We start from the raw sequence: 18,645 nt of genomic DNA, 5'->3' as shown, positions 1-18,645 counted from the left end.
GAAGTTCACGGTACCGGCTCGGATCACCGGTCCCTCTACTTCCCAGGAACGGCGACGACGGGATTCCGTCAGAACCGCCCCGACTGTTGCCTAGATCACATTTCTGCCGAGGGGGGCGATCGGGTCCCCAGTGGCGGGTGCCGGGAGCGGTCCACGAGTCGGTCCACGAACTGCACGGCGCTCGTGCCGGTTGTGCCAGATCTGCTGCCATTGGAGCGAGCCAACACCTGGGAATCCAGCCCTGCGGGCTCGGTCGCGCCGACTACGGATCAGAAGGTCTGCGGCAGTCTCGGCGCTCCTCGCAGCGGCCTGCGGACCGCGATCGACCCCAACGCCTATCCCAACGGATACGACCGCCTACAGCGCCTGTCCGCTCAACACCGCTGTTGATCGATTCCGGCTCCGAACAGCGAGAGCGATCGCGGGTGGGCATGGCCGATGAACTGCGACGACGCCACTCAGGACCCGTCAGGTCGCCGGTTCGAGCCCGGCCCGCCGCACAAAAGCCCAGCTCACGGCCTTGTCGTCGACCTCTGTGTGAGGTGAGTTGATCGACTCACACGGTCTCCCCACGGAAGGTCTCGGGGACCTGCCGACGAGCGGAGCGAGGATGGCACGACCACCGCTGCGGATGGGGACGCACGGCGAGATCTGGACCGAGCGGCGGGCCGGCTCCGGCAGTGGCGGTTTCGCGGCCCGGTGTCGCTTCCGCGACTTCGACACCCGCCGGTGAACTGCTACGTCGTCGCGCCGGCCTCCGGGCGGCCGGACGCCGCGTGGTTTGCGGTGCCCTGCTGGTCGGAGGGCTCCGGAACGGCAGCGATGATCCGGCGCTCGCGCAGATGTCGGCGGATCGCGCGCGAGGAGTAGGCCTTGTCCGCGCGCACCCGTTCCGGCCGGGTCCGGGGTCGTCATCGGCCGCAGCGGGCGGTTGCTCGTACGTCCGCGGGAGTTCGCGCTCCCGCTGGAGCCCGACGGGCTCCTGGGTCGGCGTCACCGCAGTCCCCGCGGCAGTGCTCCAGCAGCAACCGCCGGCGCGGCCGACCCACGCGGCATATGGGCGGAGGGGGCCTTGTTCCTCGACACGCCCTGGTCTCGATGCCGAGCAGGGAGTAGATTACTTTACGTTCCGTTACGTAAATTATTTGAGGAGTGCGATCGTGCGATCACACCGCTTGGGAGACATCGAGGTCCCGGAGATGGGATTGGGCTGCATGGGGATGAGCGAGCACTACGGCCGGGCGGACTGGGACCGCTCGATCGCGACGATCCACGAGGCGATCGAGCAGGGCGTCTCGCTGCTCGACACCGCCGACATCTACGGCTCCGGGCACAACGAGGTCCTGGTCGGTCGGGCGATCCATGACCGGCGGGATCGGGTCCGGCTGGCGACCAAGTTCCGCATCGACCGCAGTGGCGGCGACGCCAACCGTCGCTTCCGCGGCGAAGCCGCCTACGTCCAGCGGTGCTGCGAGGCCTCGCTGCTGCGTCTGGGGGTCGATGTGATCGACCTGTACTACCTGCATCGCCCGCCGCAGGACGTCGCCATCGAGGAGACCGTCGCCGCGATGGCCGAGCTGGTCAGCCAGGGCAAAGTCCGTGCGCTCGGTCTCTCCGAGGTCAGTGCGGCGGAGCTTCGCCGAGCCCACGCGGTGCACCCCATCGCTGCGGTGCAGTCGGAGTACTCGTTGTGGACCCGCGATGTCGAGCAGGTCACCCCGGTGATGGCCGAGCTCGGTGTCGGTCTGGTCGCCTACGCCCCGCTGGGACGCGGGTTCCTGACCGGCACGATCGATCGCAGGAAGCTGGCCTCGACCGACTTCCGCAGCCGCAACCCCCGGTTCCAGGGCGAGGCGGGCGACGCGAACGAGGGCATCGCCGAGGTCGTGCGGGCCGTGGCGCAGCGACTGGGCGCCAAGCCTGCACAGGTCGCGCTCGCCTGGACCTACGCACAGGCCGAGCGGTTGGGCACCTCGGTGACCACCATCCCTGGTACCATCCGTCCCGAGCGGATCGGGGAGAACCTCGCCGCGCTCGACCTCGTCCGCGACGAGCAGGCGCTCTCGGAGCTGGCGCCGCTCGGAGAGAGGGTCAGCGGCGAACGCTACGGCCCCGGCAGCGTGGGCGGGCCTCGCCCCGCGGCGCCCTCGGTCCGTTGAGCCCGCAGGCGCACGACGGCGGGGCGGCGGCGGACGCCGCCCCGCCGCGCCGGCCCGGGCGCCCCCGCGACCCCCGCATCCAGGCCACCGTGCTCGCGACGACTGCTGACATCCTCCGCGACAAGGGCGTGCCTGCAGTGACCATCGAGGCGGTCAGCGCCGCGTCGGGAGTCAGCAAGCCCACCATCTACCGCTACTGGCCGCATCGTCTCGCCCTCGCGATCGACGCGTTCGCCGAAACCATGAGCCACGACGTCCCGGTGGCCGATACCGGCGACAGCCGGCGGGACCTGCTCGAGCAGGTCGGTCATGTCGCCGCCTACTACCGCAGCCCCGCCGGGGTTGTCCTGCGCCAGCTCATCGGAGCGTGCGCGAGCGATCCTCAGGCCGCCGAGCAGCTCCGTGACCGGTTCTTCGAGCATCGCCGGGCCCAGACGCGAGTGCTCTGGGAACGCGTCCGGGCTCGCGGCGAGGCACATCCCGACATCGACGCCGACACCGCGATCGACCTGCTCTTCTCTCCCCTCATCTTCCGGCTGCTCGTCGGCCACGGGGAGATCGATGCCGAAGCGGTGGGACGACTGGTCGAGGCGGCACTCGACGGTCTCCTGCGCCCCGACCGCGGCTCGACACCCGTCCGCAGTCCTTCGTCGACGCAGGATGCAGGCTGACCGAGACCCTCGAAGCACCGCGGGGCGACAGCGGCGAGCCGGGTCGAACGGCGGCCGGCTGAGCCGGCTCGGAAGCACGAACGGGCCGGCCCCCGGTCCGTGGCGCGCGACGGTGCGACCTCGCGGGTGTCTCCGCTCGTGACACGTGCGGCGACGGCGTTCAGGTGGAGAAGGTGCGCAGGACCAGGGACCGGGGGAGCAGCCGGATCGGTGCGCGAGCAGCGCCGGCAACCAGGAGCGAGTTCGGCAGTGCCGAGGCGAGGTCTCTCTGTTCGGTCTCGAGTGCGCCGCCGGGTCGTCTCCGACCTGATGGAGCATCGCGGGATCGACGCCGGCCAGGCGTCCCGGGTGGACCACAGATCAGTGCAGTTCATCGGACCGGCCGGTGCTTCGATCCGGGTCAGGTCCGGCGGGGTGTGCTCTACGATCCGACGGTGGACCGACGGCCGAGCCACCCAGCGGACGTCGACCGCGGACCCGTCGGGTTCCTGGGACACCTCGTCGTCGGGTTCTGCGCGCTGATCCCGCTGGTCGAGCTCGGTCGCTCCGCGGTGGTGGAGCCCTATCGGGCGGGGCTGGTTCCGGTCGCGATCGGCGTCCTCCTCACGACACCCCTGCATCTGTACCTAGTGTGGTTCGCCGTGCGCGGGACCGTCGCACCGCGCGGCGGAGCGGTGTTCGCCGCGCTGCTGGTCACGTCCGGGGTGGCCGCCGTCGTCATCGGCGGCGCCTGGGCGATGATGCTGGTCTTCGTGGCGCTCGGCGCGTTCCTGGTCCGACCGCTGCGGACTGCGCTCGCGGTACTCGGGGGCTGCTGCGCCGTCGTCCTCCTCGTGGGTGTGGTCCGAGCCGACGGGTTGACCGCGAGCTACTACGTGTTCTCGCTGGTGTTCCGGGTCAGCGCGCTGTACGGGGTCATCTGGCTGGTGGCGGCGCGCCGGCGGCTGCGTGCCGCGCAGCACGAGCTGCGCGACCTCGCCGTGGTCACCGAGCGCTTCCGGATCGTCGGCTCGCTGCGGGAGGTCGTCGCCCCGGTGCTGGAGCGAGCGGCCACCGTGACGCCGAGCGCTCTGCCGGCCGTCGTCGACGACGCCCGCGACGCCCTGCTGCGGGCCCGCAGGGTCCTCGGCGGCCACCGGGCCCGGAGCCGGGCCCATGAGATCGACACCGCCCTTGCGCTGCTGACGGCCTCCGGCTCGCCCGTGGTGCTGCACGCCGCGGACGTCGACCTGAGCCGGCCCGCAACACCCGAGTTCCGGGCGGCGCTGCGCCGCGCCGTCGTCGATCTGCTGGCCCGCGACGTGCGGCACCGGGTCGTCCTGGTCGTCGAGCCCACCACCGGCGATCCGCGCGTCACCGTCGAGAACCGGGCGGCGGACCGTGGCTGAGCGCACGCCCCAGCAGCGCCAGGTACTGCTGGTCGGCATCGGTATGCACGCCGGCCTGCTGGGGTTCGTCGTCGTCCAGTCGCTCACCGACTTCGGCGGGGATCTCGGAGGATCACCGTGGGGTCTGCTCTCCCTGGTGGCGGCGGCGTGCCAGATCCACCACAGCCGGGCCGCCGTACGCGGCGAGCGGGCCGCGGCCTGGCCGGCGACCCTGACGTCGCTGGTGGGGACGGTCGTCGCGATGGGACTGCTCGGGGTTCCCGGCACCGTCGGATGGTTCCTGGTCGGTGCGTCCTCGGTCATGTTGCTCCCCGGCCGGTACCCGTTCGCGTGGCTCCTGCCCGCACTGGTGGTGCAGCTCGTGCTGGGTCTGGCGGAGACCGCGGACATGGGTGCCCTTCCTCGCGTGGTTCGCCGTCTACACGCCGACGGTGTTCCTGTTGGGTGCGGGTGGGCTGGTCGTGCACGCGCAGCTGGCCGTCGAGCTGGACAGGCTCGCGCGGGTCCGCGCCGAGCTGGCCGAGGTGGCGGTGCAGCGTGAGCGGCTGCGCGTGTCCCGTGACCTGCACGATCTGCTCGGACAGAGCCTGTCGGCGGTCGTGCTCAAAGGGGAGCTCGCCGGGCGGCTGCGGGACGTCGACCCGGAGCGGGCGACGCGCGAGACCGAGGATCTCGCGACCATCGCCCGCTCCGCGCTGGCCGACCTGCGCGCCACCACGGTCGACCTGCGGGCCGTGCGGCTGGACGCCGAGGTGGCCGGGGCCGTCCGGCTGCTCGACGCCGCCGGAGTCGTCGTGCACGTCACCGGCGACCCGGACGGGCTGCCCACCGACCAGGACGCACTGCTGGGCTGGGCAGTGCGGGAGGGAGTGACCAACGTGCTGCGGCACAGCGACGCGACGGCGTGCGCGATCGTGTTCGACCGATCACCGGGCAGGCTCACGATGACGATCGAGAACGACGCCCCGGCCGGCCCCGGTGGCGACGGCTCCGGACTGGACGGTCTCGCGAGCCGGGTCCGCGAGCTCGGTGGCACCCTGCGGGTCGAGCACGAGGCACGACGGTTCCGGCTGCACGTCGACGTGCCGGTGCCCTCGGCCCGGGTCGGGCACCCGTCGTGATCCGGGGTGCTCGTCGCCGAGGACCAGGACATGATCCGCGGCGCGCTGGTGGCGTTGCTCGGGCTGGAGCCCGACGTCGACGTCGTCGCCGAGCTGCGCCGCGGCGACGACGTCCTCCCGGTGGCCAGGGAGCTCGGTCCGGACGTCGCCGTCCTGGACATCGACATGCCCGGTGCCGACGGCCTGATGGTGGCCCGCTCCCTGCACGACGAGCTGCCGCACGTCCGCACACTGATTCTGACCGGGCTCGACCAGCCCGGCCACATGCTCGAGGCGCTGCAGTCGCACGTGCGGGGATTCGTGCTGAAGGCAGCGCCGGCGACGACGCTGGCGCACGCCGTGCGCCGGGTCGCCGCGGGCGAGCGGGTGCTCGATCCGGACCTGGTGGCCGCCGCGCTGGAGACCGGCGCGAACCCCCTGACCCCCCGCGAGACCGACGTCCTCGGCCTGGCCGCCACCGGCCTCACCACCGACGAGATCGGCAGGCAGCTCTACCTCTCGCCGACCACCGTGCGCAACTACCTGTCCAACGCCATCGCCAAGGTCGGCGGGCGGAACCGCATCGACGCCATCGAAACGGCCCGCCGCGCCGGGTGGCTACGGTCGCGCTGACCGCAGCCGATCAGCGCAGACCCGCGTAGAACGCGCGGACGTCGTCGACCAGCAGCTCCGGCGTCTCCATGGCGGGGAAGTGCCCGCCGACGTCGAACTCGGTCCAGCGTGCGATGTTCCCGGTGTCGATCTCGGAACGGATGGAGTTGTCCGCGGCGAACACCGCCACCGCGGTGGGGACGACCGGTCCCTCCCAGGACGCCGTGTCGTCCCCGGCCGGTGGCGTCCAGGGCATCGCGCCGTGCATCGACTCGTACAGGAACTGGGCCGATCCCGCCCCGGACCCCCACAGCCACGTCGCGGTGACGGTCGTCAGCAGCTGGTCACGGTCGACGGCCTCGTCGGGTAGCCGCCGGGCCGGGTCGGTCCACGCCTGGAACTTCTCCGTGATCCAGGCGAGTTGGGCGACCGGCGAGTCGTGCAGAGCGACACCGATGGTGGAGGGCTGGTGTGACTGCAGCTGCAGGTAGCCGGTACCCGTGGCGGCGAACTCGGCGGCCCGCCGTGCCCGCACCTTCCCGGCGTCGTCCAGGGTGGCCTCGTCCGCGGGCGGCCCGAAGCTCGACGGGCCGTTCAGGTGGATCCCGGCCACCTGGCCGCCGGCCATCGGCGCGAGGCCGGCGAGCATCGCGACGATCCCGGCGCCCGCATCCCCGCCCTGTGTGCCGTACCGGGAGTAGCCGAGCCGACGCATGAGCTCTGCGAAGGCCGCGGTGGTCCGCACCATGCCCCAGCCCGGTTCCGTGACCGGTGGGGAGAAGCCGAACCCGGGCAGCGACGGCAGCACGAGATGGAAGGCGTGCGCCGGGTCCCCGCCGTGCGCCCGGGGGTCGGTGAGCGGGCCGATGACGCGCTGGAACTCCACGACAGAGCTCGGCCAGCCGTGGCACATCAGCAGCGGCATGGCGTCGGGTTCGGGCGAGCGCACGTGCAGGAAGTGAATCTCCTGGCCGTCGATGACGGTGGTGAACTGCGGGAACGCGTTGAGGGCCGCCTCGTGCGCTCGCCAGTCGTAGGTCGTGCGCCAGTACTCGGCCAGCTCGCGCACGTGGCCGATCGCCACGCCGCGTTCCCAACCGACGCCCGGAAGCTCCGGGGCCCAGCGAGTGCGGGCGAGGCGGTCGGACAGGTCGTCGAGCGCGGCCTGCGGGACGTCGATGCGGAAGGGGCGCAGCTCGACGTCCTGGTCGGTGGCGGTGGTCATGGTCGGTCCTTCCCGGAGGGGTGGCTGCCGTCGGGGCAGTGAGACCAGCCTGGCCGCACGCCGAATCGACCGGCAGATGCCGTAGTCCCGGACCGGACGGTGACATCGGCATCTACCGGTGAGCGCGTGCGATGGTCTCCGATCAGCCGAGCTGCGGCGGAGTTCGGTCGGATCGCCCGGTGATCGCCGAGAGCACGATTCCCGCGGCGGCCATCACGGCGCCGACCGCCAACCACCCGATCTCGCCGGTGGCGAGGACGAGCGGTAGCACCAGCGCCGGTCCGATGATCCGCGCGAACGAGGCCGCCATCCCGAACACGGCCTGGTACTGGCCCTGGGCGCCCTCCGGGACGGAGCGAAACGCGACGAACCACGTCGCCGCGCCCGCCCCGATCTCGCCCGCGGTCAGAACCGTCACCCCGATCAGGACGAGCACGGTGGGCAGCACCGCCCCGCCTACGCTGCCCGCGAGTCCGATCAGGACACACGAGACGAGCAGTGCGGTCCCTGCCGTCACGGCCGAGCGCCGGGCGGCCGTGACGGAGCCGATCCTCGCAGCCCAGGCGGTCTGGAGAAGGAGGACCAGGATCGTGTTCAGCCCGAGCGCGACGGCAGCGACCCACTCCGGGGCACCGGTCCTGGTAGCCACCCAGAGCGGCAGGATCACGCTGAGCACCGGCATGGTGAGCTGCAGCAGCGCCGACAGGCCGGTCACCGTGACGAACCGGCCGTCACGCAGGGCGGCGAGCCCCGGGCGCCGTCCCGCCGCCATCCCGCCCCTCGTCGGGGCCGTCGCGGGCAGCCCGGCGAACAGGACGGTGCAGACCAGTGCCGCAGCGGCGCCCCCGACGAACGTCGCCCGGTAGAGCGCCGCCGAGTCGGCGGCCAGGACGACCGCGCCCCACACCGTGCCCAGTCCCATCCCGGCGTTGAGCAGTGCGTGCAGCGCCGCCCGGGCTCGTACGCGGTCCTCCGGTGCCACCGCCGCGGCGACGACGGCCTGGCGGACCGCGCCGATCCCCGCCTGCGCGACGACGAAGCAGATCGCCCCGGCCGCGTAGGAGACGAGCCCGCCGGCCAGGGCGTAGACCACGAGCGAGACCACGACCAGACCGCTCAGCGCCACGCCCGCCCGGCGCAGACCGACAGCGTCGGCCAGCACCCCGATGGGCACGGACAAACCCAGTGCGCACGCGGCCGCGACGGCGAGCACGAGCCCGACAGTCTCGGCCGCCAACCCGACCCGGGTGCTGAAGTACAGCACCGCCGTCGCGAGAACGGCGCCGTCGACGGTGGACCCGACGAGCTGGGTGATGCGGACCCGGCGGACCGTCCGGTCTCCGCTCTCGTCGATCACCGGTGCAGCGGCATCGCCGCGCCACGGCGGTCGGCGGCCGTCACAGGGGTTCGTCTCCACGAGCCGTGATACTGCCGCGACCCCGGTGCCGAGCGCGAGCGAATCCGGAGATGAGCAGGCCGGGTGCCGGTGCGGTCACTCAGCGGCCCGACCGGCGTCCAGCTCCCGCAGCAGTACCCGGGGCGCCCCGGTCACGGGGTCCGCGACGATCGAGCCGTCGACCCGGAAGTGCGCCGCGAGCAGCCCGGGGGTCAACACTTCGGTCGGTGCGCCCAGTGCCGCGATGCGGCCCGCGGACAGCACGGCGACCAGGTCGGCGTACTGGGCGGCGAGGTCGAGGGAGTGCAGCGCGGCGACGACGGTGATCCCGAGGTCCCTCGCCAGCCGCAGGACTCCGAGCTGGTGACGGGGGTCGAGGTGGTTGGTGGGCTCGTCGAGCACCAGGACCCGGGGCTGCTGGGCCAGCGCACGGGCGAGGAGCACCCGTTGGCGTTCCCCGCCGGACAGCTCCGACAGCGGGCGGGCGGAGAACGCGGTACAGCCGGTGCGCTCCAGCGCGTCGGCGACGACGGCGGCGTCGCCGGGGCCGGGACGCCCGAACGTGCCCAGGTGCGGGGAGCGACCGAGCATCACGGCCTCCCACGCGGTGAAGTCGAACCCGCCGGGGTCGTCCTGGGAGAGCACCCCGACCGCGCGGGCGTTGTCGCGGTGCGGCATCGCGACCAGGTCGTCGTCGCCGAGCAGCAGATGCCCGCGCACTGGCTTGAGCACCCGGTAGAGGCTCTTGAGCAGGGTGGACTTGCCCGATCCGTTGGGCCCGACGAGGGCGAGCACCGCGCCGTCGGGGACGGTCAGGGTGGCGTCGTGCACGACCGGGTCCCCGCCGTGGCCGACGCTGACGCCGTCGATCACGAGCCGGGAGCTCACACCCCCACCGCCCCGGCCGCGCTGCGGCGCAGCACGTACAGGAAGAAGGGCACGCCGATCGCGGCGGTGAGGATGCCGATCGGGAGCTCGGTCGGGGCGAGCACGAGACGGGCGGCGGTGTCGGACCAGACGACGACCAGCGCACCGAGCAGCACGCACACCGGCAGGGTGCGGCGGTGGTCGGCGCCGAACAGCAGCCGGGCCAGGTTCGGCACGACCAGTCCGACGAACCCGATGCTGCCCGACACCGCGACGACCGCCCCGGTGAGCAGCCCGGTGAGGACGAACAGCGCCGCTCGCAGCCGGGTCGGGTCGGTACCGAGAGCCGAGGCCGCGTCCTCGCCGAGTACGAGCAGGTTGACCCGGTTCGCCTGCCACCACAACGGCACCAGCAGCACCCCGACCACCGCTGCGGACAACCCGAGCAGGTCCCAGCGGGCCCCGGCGAGGCTTCCGAGCATCCAGAACAGGACCTGCTGCTGGGCATCGGTGTTGCGGGTGCGCAGCAGCAGGAACGAGGTGACACCACCGAGCAGCTGCCCGACCGCGACGCCGGCGAGCACCATCCGGGTCGCGTGCAGCCGTCCACGGACCCGGGACAGGACGAAGACGCCCACCCCGGTGAGCACCGCACCGGCGAACGCGGCGGCGGGCAGGGTGAACAGCCCGGCCGTCGCGGTCCCGATCGTGGTGATGACCAGGACGGCGCCGACCGAGGCACCCGACGACAGCCCCAGGATGTAGGGGTCGCCGATCGGGTTGCGGACCATCGCCTGCACCAGCAGCCCGGCGACGGCCAGCCCCGCCCCGACGACGACGCCGAGCAGCACCCGCGGGGTACGCAGCTCCCAGACGATGAAGTCCTCGGCCCGGTCGATCCCGGAGGAACCCCCGGCCAGGTGGGCCGTCACGGCGTCGAGCACCCTGCCGGGCGGGATCGACACGGGGCCGAGCCCGATCGCCACGACGACCGAGGCCAGCAGGGCGAGCAGCAGCCCGGTGAGCACCGCCGCCGGCGGGACCCGGCCGAGCAGGCCGCCGGTCGCGGGAGCCGGGGACGGCAGGGGTGAGCCCGGACCTCCGGAGGGCCTGCCGGTCCGCGCGGTCTCGTCGTGGGTGGTCATCCGGTGCCGTGGATGCCCTTGGCGATCGTGGCGACGGCCTGCCCGTTGAGCACGCTGGGGGACAGGGTGATCGACTGCGGAACGGTGACCAGTCGGTTCTCGCGCACCGCGGTCGTCGAGGCGAGGACGGGGCTGGACCGGATGGCCGCGGTCAGCTCGGCGTCGCTCTGCGGGGAGAACCCGGTGATCACGACGATCGCCTGCGGGTCGAGCGCGGCGACCTGCTCGGCGGACAGGCTCGCGAAGTCGGCGTCCTGGTCGGCGGCGATGTTCTGCCCGCCGGCGAGGGTGATGATGCCGTTGGCGAGGCCGGAGCCGCCCTGGGTCATCAGCGGCTGGGCGGTCTGCGGGGCAGAGGACAGCGCCAGCACCCGGACCGGCGCGGTGCCGGGGGCGGGTGCCGCCGCGGCGACCTGGGCTTTGATCCGGTCGACCAGCTGCGTGCCCCGTTCCTGCGCGCCGAAGACGGTCGCGACCTGCTGGATGAACGTGTAGGTCTCATCGATGTCCTGCACCGGCGAGGGTGCGTCCTCGCAGGCCACCAGACTGGCGGCGCCGGCCTGCTGCAGCCGCTCCACCGAGGGGGTGCCGTCGAAACCGCCGAAGCTGTAGCTGGAGATCCCGACGACGAGGTCGGGCTTCGCCGCGACGACCGACTCGGTGCTGCCCTGTCCGGGGTCCAGCACCGGGATCGAGTCGAGCTCGGTCCGCTCGGCGCCGGTGAAGGCGGCGAAGAAGTCCGGGGCGGCGGTGCCGACGATCCGGTCACGTTGGCCGAGCTCGGTCAGGATCGCGGCGGCGCCACCGTCCATGGTGACCACGCGCCGGGGCGGGGCCGCGAGCTGCGGCACCGGAGGGCAGGCGGGTGCGGCCGGGTGTCCGGCACCGCCCGCCGACGATCCGCCCCCGTCCATGCCCTCGTGACCGGCGTGGTCGCGGGCGGCCGGTGCGCCGCTGCCGCACCCGGCCAGCAGGAGGACCGTGGTGGCGAGGGCGGCCACTGCCGTCGTGATCGTCCGTCGGTGTCGTCGCACCCGCACACGTCCTTCATGCCGTACTCGTCCTGGACACCTCACCAGTCGGCGTCCGCGGTCGATCAGTTCCTCCGGTCGTCGTCACGACGTGTGACGTGGATCGCGCCGTTCGGCCGTATCGCCCGGGAACCCGACCACGTGTGGTGACGACTCGTCACTCGACGGTGTGGCGATCGGAGGTGGAGTGGTCGAGGACGGAACGGCGTCGGAGCCGGCCGGGCAGGTGCGTGACGACCGGGCCGCGGTCGCGGTGGCGGGCCTGCTGTCGTTCACGGCGATGTTCGACATGAACGTCGTCACCGTGGCCCTGCCGCGGATCGCGGAGGGATTCGGCGCCGATCCCCGGTCGGTCCAGTGGGTCGTGCTGGCGTATGCGATCCCGGCCGTGGCGCTGCTGCTGCCGGCGGGTCGGTGGCTGGACCGGGTCGCCGTGCGCCCCGCGCTGCTCACCGCCGTCGGCGTCTTCGCCGCCGCGAACCTCACGGCCGTGGTCGCGCCGTCGCTGCCGGTGCTGGTCGGGCTGCGCGTCCTGCAGGGTGCCGGCGGCGCGGTGCTGATGGTGCTCATGCCGGTGCTCGCGGTGGCCGCGGTCGCCCCGCAGCGTCGGGGCCGGGCGATGGCGGTGCCCGCGACGGCCGGCCCGATCGGCGGGGTGCTGGGTCCCGCGGTGGGCGGGCCGATGATCGAGCTGGCCGGCTGGCGCGTCGCGTTCGTCCCGGTGGTCGCGTTGTCGCTGGTCGCGGTCGTGCTGGTCCGCCGGTCCAGGATCCCGGCCGGGGTGCTGGCCGGGCCGGACCGGGCGGATCTGGTCGACGCCGCACTGCTCGTCGCCGGTCTCGGACTCGTGTGTGCCGTCGCCACCGGTGTTCTCGCCGGTCCGGCGGTGGTGGCCGCGGCGGTCGTGGTCGCGGTCGCCGCGCTCGTCACCTCGGCGTCGCGCCCCGGCGCTCGCGCGGTCGCCGCGGCGCTTCGGCCGCGTGGCGTCGCGCCCGCCGCCGCCGTGGCCCTGCTCGCCGGGGCGTTCGCGGCCGCCTCGTACCTGGTCGCCGTCGGGTTGCAGGCCGGGGGCTCCGGTCCCGCCGCCGCGGGGCTGGCGCTGCTGGCGTTCCCGCTGGGGATGGTCGTGGCCGGGCCGCCAGCTGGCCGGCTCGCCGACCGCTTCTCCCCGCGCGCGGTCGCGGTCGCGGGCGTCGCCCTCGCCGCGGTCGGCTTCACGCTGCTCGCCGCGCTGCCCGACGGGGGGTCCTGGACCCCGGTCGACGTCGCCTGGCGGGTGGCGCTGGCCGGACTGGGCACCGGGCTCTACGGCGGCCCCACCCAGGTGCTCGTCCTCGCCGGGGCCGCGCGGGACCGGATGGCGACCGCCGGCGCCGGCGTGCAGTGCGCCCGCGCCCTCGGTTTCGCGGTCGGCCCGGCCGCCGCCGCGCTCGCCTGGAACACCGACGGCACGGTGCTCGCCACCCGTCCCGCCCTCGTCGTCACGGCGCTCACGGCCGTCGTCGCCGCGTTGCTGCTGATCGGGCAGCGCGACCGTCCCACCACCGAGGAGATCCCCTGATGTGTGGCATCGCCGGCCTGGCCGAGCCCGCTCCCGTCGCCGACCCGGCGGCGCTCCGCGCGGTCGCCGAGGCCATGGCCGCGACCCAGGTTCTGCGCGGGCCCGACGCCGGTGGGGTGTGGCACGACGAACGCGCCGCGCTCGGGCACCGCCGCCTCGCGGTGATCGACCTCGACGGTGGCGTGCAGCCGATGCTCGCCGGCAGCGAGGGCACCCGCACCGTCCTGTCCTACTCCGGTGAGGTCTACAACCACCACGAGCTGCGCGCCGAGCTGCGCTCGCGCGGGCACCGGTTCGACACGCGCAGCGACACCGAGGTCGTGCTCGCCGGGTACCGGGAGTGGGGGCTCGCCGTGCTCGACCGGCTGGAGGGCATGTTCGCGTTCGCGGTGTGGGACCAGCCGACCGGCCGGCTCGTACTGGGCCGCGACCGGCTCGGCGTCAAACCTTTGTACTGGGCCCGCACCCCGACCGGTGGCGTCGCGTTCGGCTCCGAGCCCAAGGCCCTGTTCGCCCACCCCGGTATCGACCCGGTCGCCGACGTCGAGAGCTTGCGCGACGGCTACTCGCTGCTGTTCTCCACCTGGCCCGGCGTCTACGCCGGTGTCGCGGAGGTCGAGCCCGGCGGGTGGCTGCTGTTCGACGGCGACGGCGTGCGCACCGGCCGCTACTGGCAGCTGGAGCTGCGTGAGCACACCGACGGCCCCGAGGCGACCGCCGACCACGTCGCGGCGCTCGTCGAGCGGGCCGCCCGGTCCCGGCTGGAGGCCGACGTCGAGATCTGCAGCCTGCTCTCGGGCGGGCTCGACTCCTCGGTCGTGACCGCGTTCGCCGCGGCAGAACTCCGGGACCGCCACGGGCCCGACGCGGTGCTGCGCTCCTACGCCGTCGACTACACCGACCAGGCCCGCGAGTTCACCGGCGACGTCCTGCGCACCGGGCACGACACCCCCTACGCGGCCGAGGCCGGGGCGCACATCGGCACCGACCACTCGGTGACCGTGCTCGACCCGGCGGCGCTGCTCGACCTGGAGCACCGGCGCGCCGTCGTCGCGGCCCGGGACTCCCCGATCGGCGTCGGCGACATGGACACCTCGCTGTACCTGCTGTTCGGTCGGATCCGCGAGCACTCGACGGTCGCGCTGTCCGGGGAGGCCGCCGACGAGGTGTTCGGCGGCTACCCCTGGTTCCACGCCGAGCGTCCGCGGGCCGCGGCGACGTTCCCGTGGCTGCTGGTCACCGGCGACGACGCGGCGGTCCCGCTGCACCCCGACCTCGCGGCCGTCATGCGGCTCGCCGAGTTCCGCGCCGACACCTACGCCGACGCGCTCGCCGCCGTCCCGCACCACGACGACGAGTCACCCGAGCAGCACCGCTCGCGCGAGCTGCAGCACCTCTCGCTCACCCGCTGGGTGCGTCAGCTCCTGCACCGCAAGGACCGGCTGTCGATGGCGCACGGCCTGGAGGTCCGCGTGCCCTACTGCGACCACCGCCTCGTCGAGTACGCGTTCCCGGTCCCGTGGAGCGAGCAGACCCGCGACGGCCGGGAGAAGTCGCTGCTGCGCAGAGCGGGTGCGAAGCACCTGCCCGACTCGGTGCTGTGGCGGGCCAAGAACCACTACCCGGCCACCCACGACCCCGGCTACGCCACCGGGCTGCAGGAGCTGGCCCGCGACGCCCTGACCGTCGACGGCGTCACCGACGTCGTCGACCGCACCCGCATCGACCCGCTGCTCGACGCGCCCGCCGAGGGGCTCGACTGGGGCACCCGGCTTCGCCTGGAGCGGGTCGTCGACCTCGCCCTGTGGCTCGACGTCGCGCGGCCCGCGCTGCGGATCTGAGAGGACACCGATGATCTCCCACCACGAGACCGAGCCGGTCCCGCTCTACGGCCCGGACTACAAGCGCGACCCCTACCCGCTCTACGGGGAGCTGCGCCGCCGTTGCCCGATCCACCGGGTGGCGTTCCCCAGCGGTGTGCACGCCTGGCTGGTCACGGGCTACGACGCCGCCCACACCACCCTGAACGACCGGCGCCTGGGCAAGGACCACCGCCTGGGCAACGACCGCTGGCGGGCGCGGGCGTCGATCATGCCCGAACCGCAGCACTCCCAGCTGCAGGTCCACCTGCTGCACCAGGACCCGCCCACCCACACCGTGATGCGACGTCTGGTGACCGAGTCCTTCACCCCGCGGGCTGCCGAGGAGCTGCGCCCACGGCTGCAGGAGATCGCCGACCGGCTCCTGGACGACCTGACGTGCACCGACGGACCGGTGGACCTGGTCGCGGGGTTCGCCGCCCACTTCCCGTTCGCCGCGCTGGCCCTGGCGATCGGGCTGCCCGACGAGCTGGCGTCGGCGTTCCGGCGGGAGTGGGGCGGCGTCGTCGCCCCGGTCGGGCCCACCGACCCGCGCCGCGCCCACTACGAGGGGCTGCTGCACGGGCTGCAGGACTACATCGCGCGGGTCGTCGACGGCGTGCGGGACCTGCCCGGCGGCGGGCTGCTCACCCGTCTGGTCGCCGCCCGCGACGCCGACGAGCTCACCGCGGAGCAGCTCGACTCCATGGTCTTCCAGCTGCTCGTGGCCGGGCAGGAGCCGGTGACGAACCAGATCACCACCGCGCTGGTCGCGCTGCTGCACCGCCCCGACGAGCTCGACCGCCTCGCCGCCGACCCGGAGCTGCTCCCGCGTGCGGTGGAGGAGCTGCTGCGCTACGACAGCGCGTTCGAGCTCACCACCTGGCGGTTCCTCGCCGAGACCGACGAGCTGCACGGCCGCGAGGTCCCCGCCGGGGACTCGGTGATCGTGTCGCTGTGCGCGGCCAACCGCGACCCGCGCCGCTTCGACCGAGCCGACGAGCTGGTGCTCGACCGCAGCCCGAACCCGCACCTCGCGTTCGGACACGGCATCCACTTCTGTCCTGGCGCCGCGCTGGCCCGCGTCGAGCTGCAGATCGCGTTGGGCACCCTGCTCGCCCGGCTGCCCGGCATGCGGTTCGCCCCCGATCCCGCCGCGCTCGACTGGACCCCGGCCGTGCTGGGCCGCGGTGTCCGCGCACTCCGCGTGACCCACGACGCGTCGTCGCACGCCCGCTGACCCGACCGACACCCACCACGCCGTCGTCACCCGTGGCGACCCGCCGATCGGAGCATCGTTGATCGCCTGTGCCCCGGACCCGGTCACCGACCGGACCCGCACCGACGCCGTCGTCGAGGACGTCCTCGACATCCTGCTGCGCCACCGGCGCGCCCCGCGCGACGAGCCGGCGCCCGAGCCCTCCGCCTTCGACCCGCAGCGCGCCCAGATCCGGGCCGCCGTCACCGCCGGTACACCACTGCGGCTGGTGCTACCGGCGTTCCCCTGCAAGTCTCCGAACCCGGCCAAGGTGCTCGGCCGGCTGCCCGACGCGGGGGAGCGGCTGTCGCTGCACCACCTGGACCGCGTGCGGGCCGAGATCGCCGCCGTGCACGAACCGGGTGCGCGGGTGCTCGTCTGCTCCGACGGGCACGTCTTCGCCGACCTCATCGGAGTGCCCGACGGGCACGTCGACGACTACGGCGCCGCACTCCGCGAACTCGCCGCGGCGGAGCGGCTGCCGGGCTTCGAGTTCTTCGACCTGTCGGTCGCCTACCCCGATTGCAGCCACTCCGAACGCCGTGCGCTGCTCGACCGGCTGTGGGCGCCGTCGGTCGAGCAGTTGCGGGAGCGCTGCCGCGCCGACCCCTCCGAACGCGCGCTCTACCTGGGGATCGTGCGCTTCCTCGTCGAGGACGCCGGCGACCACGAGGGCAGCCGCGCCGCCCTGCAGCGCCGCTCCCGGGAGCGCGGCTACCGGGTCGTGGCCCGCAGCAACGCCTGGAGCGCGCTGGTCGCCGATCGGTTCCCCGACGGCGTGCGGCTGTCCATCCACCCGCATCCGGCCGGCTCGTCGAAGCTGGGTGTGCGCCTGGTCCCGGCCGACGACGCATGGATGACCCCGTGGCACTCGTGCGCGGTGCGGGGGCGGGACGGGACCTGGTCGCTCCAGCGGGCCGACCGGGCCCGGCGTTCGGGTGCTCTGGTCAGCCGCGCGGGGCGACCGGACCACGTCGCCTCCGGTCGGCCCGGTACCGGATGGTCGCCGTGATCACGCGAGCCGTACTTCGACGATTGCCCGTCCCACCGCCGGACACCGGCGGCGAGGCCTGTGCTACGAGCAGCCGACGGTTCACGTGAGTGGCACCCGTGCCCGACTAGCACTTCGGTCAGGTCTGCGCTACAAGGACGGAAGTCACGGGAGAGGGGGCACGTGGGTGAACGAGTCCACCGGTTCGGACAAGGGCAAGAAGGTGCCGAAGATCTACCCGGCCACAGGTGCAGTGGTTGCCGTACTGCTGGTCGCCACCGTGGTCCAGAGCTATTTCGGTGAGTACTCCCCACTTGTGCGTGCCGTGATCGGGGGAGTCGTTGCACTCGTGGTGATCGGGCTTGCCTTTGCGCTGGGAAAGTACGTGGGCACTGAGCCTTTTTCAACCTGACGTTTGTGCTGGTCAGGGGCGTGAAGGCCGGCCGGGGTGGGGCTCCTGGTAGACGGATGGGTGTCGAACCGTCGTCTGCCAGGAGCCCCGTGTGCTGTCCTACCCATCCGGGATGAACGTGTCCAGCCGTAGCGTCCGTGATCTTGCTGATCTTCTCCGGGGGCATCGGCGTCAGCGTGGAACACGCTGGCGCCGGCTCTCAGCCGGTCGGCAGGCCTTGCTGGTGCTCGCCTACCTGCGTAAGGGCGAGACCTACGCTGCCCTGGCCTGCGGGTTCGCGGTGAGCACCGCGACGGTGTACCGGTACCTGACCGAGGCGATCGGTCTGCTCGCCGCGCTCGCCCCGACCCTGGAACAGGCCATCACCGTCGCCGCTGGGAAGGCGTTCGTGATCCTGGACGGCACGCTGCTGCGTATCGACCGGGTCGGCATGACATCCGGCTACGACCGGGCGTTCTACTCCGGCAAACACAAGTGCCACGGCCTGAACGTGCAGGTCATCGCCGACCCCGTCGGCAGGCTGGTGTGGATCTCCCCACCGCTACCCGGAGCCCGGCACGACATGGGTGCCGCCCGCGCCCACGGGATCATCGACGCGGTCAACACCGCCGGGGTGCGGGCGATCGCTGACACCGCCTACCAAGGCGGCGGGCCCGCGATCACCGTCCCCCACCGACGCCGCCGCCGCGACCTCGACACCGGCCGGTACCGGCCCCTGTCAGCGAATCAGAAAGCGGTCAACGCCGCCCACGCCCGACGACGGGCACCCGGTGAACGGGTCAACGCCGAGCTGAAGAACTGGAAGATCCTCCGCAAGATCCGCTCCAGCCCCAACCAGGCCACCCAGCTCGTCGCCGCGGTCCAGACCCTCATGATCACAGCTACCTGACCAGCACAAACGTCAGGTTGAAAAAGGCTCACTGCACGTCGAGCGCTTCTCCGCGTCGTTGCGCGGGGGCGAGGCGGAGGG

18 protein-coding genes and 1 pseudogene (1 of these 19 running past the window's edge) are annotated in these 18,645 nt (G+C 73.2%); 13 read left to right on the top strand and 6 right to left on the bottom strand.

Annotated features, from left to right (window positions below; genetic code table 11):
- Positions 1-610 precede the first annotated feature (610 nt).
- Complete coding sequence (locus KPL57_RS66225) at positions 611-733, top strand: hypothetical protein (protein WP_255677806.1); 123 nt, start codon at positions 611-613, stop codon at positions 731-733.
- Between the two features lie 58 nt (positions 734-791).
- Here the strand turns inward: KPL57_RS66225 and KPL57_RS10925 are convergent.
- A pseudogene (locus KPL57_RS10925) lies at positions 792-911 on the bottom strand (IS5/IS1182 family transposase); the annotation flags it as partial.
- 288 nt (positions 912-1,199) lie between these two features.
- On the opposite strand from KPL57_RS10925, the gene KPL57_RS10920 reads away from it, so the two are divergent.
- The 5 genes from KPL57_RS10920 (at position 1,200) to KPL57_RS10900 (ending at position 5,951) form a co-directional block, all read left to right on the top strand.
- On the top strand, positions 1,200-2,159 hold the full coding sequence (locus KPL57_RS10920) for an aldo/keto reductase (RefSeq protein WP_226351507.1): 960 nt from the start codon (positions 1,200-1,202) through the stop codon (positions 2,157-2,159).
- A gap of 89 nt (positions 2,160-2,248) precedes the next feature.
- On the top strand, positions 2,249-2,830 hold the full coding sequence (locus KPL57_RS10915; protein ID WP_226351506.1) for a TetR/AcrR family transcriptional regulator: 582 nt from the start codon (positions 2,249-2,251) through the stop codon (positions 2,828-2,830).
- A 434-nt stretch (positions 2,831-3,264) separates the two neighbouring features.
- Complete coding sequence (locus KPL57_RS10910; protein WP_226351505.1) at positions 3,265-4,218, top strand: hypothetical protein; 954 nt, start codon at positions 3,265-3,267, stop codon at positions 4,216-4,218.
- Positions 4,219-4,610: 392 nt separating this feature from the next.
- Positions 4,611-5,339, top strand: coding sequence for a histidine kinase (locus KPL57_RS10905; protein WP_226351504.1), 729 nt, complete (start codon positions 4,611-4,613; stop codon positions 5,337-5,339).
- Positions 5,340-5,345: 6 nt separating this feature from the next.
- Positions 5,346-5,951, top strand: a complete 606-nt coding sequence (locus KPL57_RS10900) for a response regulator transcription factor (protein WP_226351503.1) — start codon at positions 5,346-5,348, stop codon at positions 5,949-5,951.
- A 10-nt stretch (positions 5,952-5,961) separates the two neighbouring features.
- Here the strand turns inward: KPL57_RS10900 and KPL57_RS10895 are convergent, their stop codons facing one another.
- The 5 genes from KPL57_RS10895 to KPL57_RS10875 form a co-directional block, all read right to left on the bottom strand.
- Positions 5,962-7,155, bottom strand: coding sequence for an epoxide hydrolase family protein (locus KPL57_RS10895; protein WP_226351502.1), 1,194 nt, complete (start codon positions 7,153-7,155; stop codon positions 5,962-5,964).
- A 142-nt stretch (positions 7,156-7,297) separates the two neighbouring features.
- Positions 7,298-8,512 carry an MFS transporter gene (locus KPL57_RS10890; RefSeq protein WP_226351501.1) on the bottom strand — a complete coding sequence of 405 codons (1,215 nt, stop codon included), beginning with the start codon at positions 8,510-8,512 and terminating at the stop codon, positions 7,298-7,300.
- 135 nt (positions 8,513-8,647) lie between these two features.
- Positions 8,648-9,439 carry an ABC transporter ATP-binding protein gene (locus KPL57_RS10885; protein WP_226351500.1) on the bottom strand — a complete coding sequence of 264 codons (792 nt, stop codon included), beginning with the start codon at positions 9,437-9,439 and terminating at the stop codon, positions 8,648-8,650.
- A complete protein-coding gene (locus KPL57_RS10880) occupies positions 9,436-10,563 on the bottom strand; it encodes an iron ABC transporter permease (RefSeq protein WP_226351499.1) in 1,128 nt (375 codons plus the stop codon). The genes KPL57_RS10885 and KPL57_RS10880 overlap by 4 nt, the downstream gene beginning before the upstream one ends.
- Complete coding sequence (locus KPL57_RS10875; protein ID WP_226351498.1) at positions 10,560-11,597, bottom strand: ABC transporter substrate-binding protein; 1,038 nt, start codon at positions 11,595-11,597, stop codon at positions 10,560-10,562. Before KPL57_RS10875 ends, KPL57_RS10880 begins: the two co-directional genes overlap by 4 nt.
- Before the next feature lie 184 nt (positions 11,598-11,781).
- On the opposite strand from KPL57_RS10875, the gene KPL57_RS10870 reads away from it, so the two are divergent.
- The 7 genes from KPL57_RS10870 to KPL57_RS10840 form a co-directional block, all read left to right on the top strand.
- Positions 11,782-13,155 carry an MFS transporter gene (locus KPL57_RS10870; RefSeq protein ID WP_226351497.1) on the top strand — a complete coding sequence of 458 codons (1,374 nt, stop codon included), beginning with the start codon at positions 11,782-11,784 and terminating at the stop codon, positions 13,153-13,155.
- Entirely contained in the window at positions 13,155-14,996 is a 1,842-nt protein-coding gene (gene asnB / locus KPL57_RS10865) for an asparagine synthase (glutamine-hydrolyzing) (protein ID WP_226351496.1), read from the top strand. Before KPL57_RS10870 ends, asnB begins: the two co-directional genes overlap by 1 nt.
- A 10-nt stretch (positions 14,997-15,006) precedes the next feature.
- A complete protein-coding gene (locus tag KPL57_RS10860; protein ID WP_226351495.1) occupies positions 15,007-16,254 on the top strand; it encodes a cytochrome P450 in 1,248 nt (415 codons plus the stop codon).
- A 58-nt stretch (positions 16,255-16,312) separates the two neighbouring features.
- Positions 16,313-17,284: an isocyanide synthase family protein gene (locus KPL57_RS10855; protein ID WP_226351494.1), complete on the top strand. Its 972-nt coding sequence runs from the start codon at positions 16,313-16,315 to the stop codon at positions 17,282-17,284.
- A 166-nt stretch (positions 17,285-17,450) separates the two neighbouring features.
- The gene (locus KPL57_RS10850) at positions 17,451-17,675 is read left to right on the top strand and encodes a hypothetical protein (RefSeq protein WP_226351493.1); all 225 of its coding nucleotides are present in this window, start codon (positions 17,451-17,453) and stop codon (positions 17,673-17,675) included.
- Positions 17,676-17,766: 91 nt separating this feature from the next.
- Positions 17,767-18,564: a transposase family protein gene (locus KPL57_RS10845; protein WP_226350737.1), complete on the top strand. Its 798-nt coding sequence runs from the start codon at positions 17,767-17,769 to the stop codon at positions 18,562-18,564.
- Positions 18,565-18,622: 58 nt separating this feature from the next.
- Positions 18,623-18,645, top strand: the 5' end (the start) of a protein-coding gene (locus tag KPL57_RS10840; protein WP_308252842.1) for a 2Fe-2S iron-sulfur cluster binding domain-containing protein. The gene runs 295 nt beyond the window's last position; 23 of the gene's 318 nt are visible here — the first part of the coding sequence; it begins with the start codon at positions 18,623-18,625; its stop codon lies off the right edge, out of view.

The sequence above is a fragment of the Pseudonocardia sp. ICBG601 genome, assembly GCF_020496245.1.
Note: the sequence above shows the minus strand (reverse complement) of the source record. Positions and strands in the feature narration are given on the sequence as shown.

What these genes read in the sequence shown, in the direction of transcription:
- KPL57_RS10920 (WP_226351507.1), top strand. Translation starts at nt 1,200, where the DNA reads ATGGGATTGGGCTGCATGGGGATGAGCGAGCACTACGGCCGGGCGGAC.
- KPL57_RS66225 (WP_255677806.1), top strand. Translation starts at nt 611, where the DNA reads ATGGCACGACCACCGCTGCGGATGGGGACGCACGGCGAGATCTGGACC.
- asnB (WP_226351496.1), top strand. Translation starts at nt 13,155, where the DNA reads ATGTGTGGCATCGCCGGCCTGGCCGAGCCCGCTCCCGTCGCCGACCCG.
- KPL57_RS10880 (WP_226351499.1), bottom strand. Translation starts at nt 10,563, where the DNA reads ATGACCACCCACGACGAGACCGCGCGGACCGGCAGGCCCTCCGGAGGT.
- KPL57_RS10860 (WP_226351495.1), top strand. Translation starts at nt 15,007, where the DNA reads ATGATCTCCCACCACGAGACCGAGCCGGTCCCGCTCTACGGCCCGGAC.
- KPL57_RS10895 (WP_226351502.1), bottom strand. Translation starts at nt 7,155, where the DNA reads ATGACCACCGCCACCGACCAGGACGTCGAGCTGCGCCCCTTCCGCATC.